Genomic DNA, 378 nt, shown 5'->3' with positions numbered 1-378 from the left:
AGACCGCCAACGATGTGCGGCGTGTAGTCGTTCAGCGTTACGTCAACGTCGGAGTCGCCGTTGCCGCCTTCTTCGAGCGACAGGATAGCCGAGAAGCCGTTGCCACCGGTGAAGGTGTAGCTGATCAGGTTGGTGCGGTAGCCGCCAGCGAGGATCACGTCGTCGTTGATGACGTTGCCGAGGTAACCGGTGAAGGTTACGAAGGCCGATTCATCAAGACCAACGCGCAGACCACCCAGCTGGATGTAACCAAAGCGCAGAGTGCCCGTGGAGCCGGAATCGTTACCGTCAGCCCACTGGAAACGGGTTTCAACGTAAGTCTTCAGAGTGCCGAGTTCGGTTTCCGAAGCGGTCGAGAAGCGAAGCGTTGCACGAGCA

General features: G+C 58.7%; 1 protein-coding gene. It reads right to left on the bottom strand.

Annotation, left to right across the window (positions count from 1 at the left end; translation table 11 throughout):
• Positions 1-378 (bottom strand): porin (locus tag F9K91_RS25630; RefSeq protein WP_208852737.1); only part of this gene is annotated, 378 nt, incomplete at both ends.

Source organism: Brucella tritici (genome assembly GCF_008932295.1).
Lineage (GTDB): Bacteria > Pseudomonadota > Alphaproteobacteria > Rhizobiales > Rhizobiaceae > Brucella > Brucella tritici.
The sequence above is the reverse complement of the archived record's forward strand: the minus strand, read 5'-3'. Positions and strand labels throughout refer to the sequence as shown.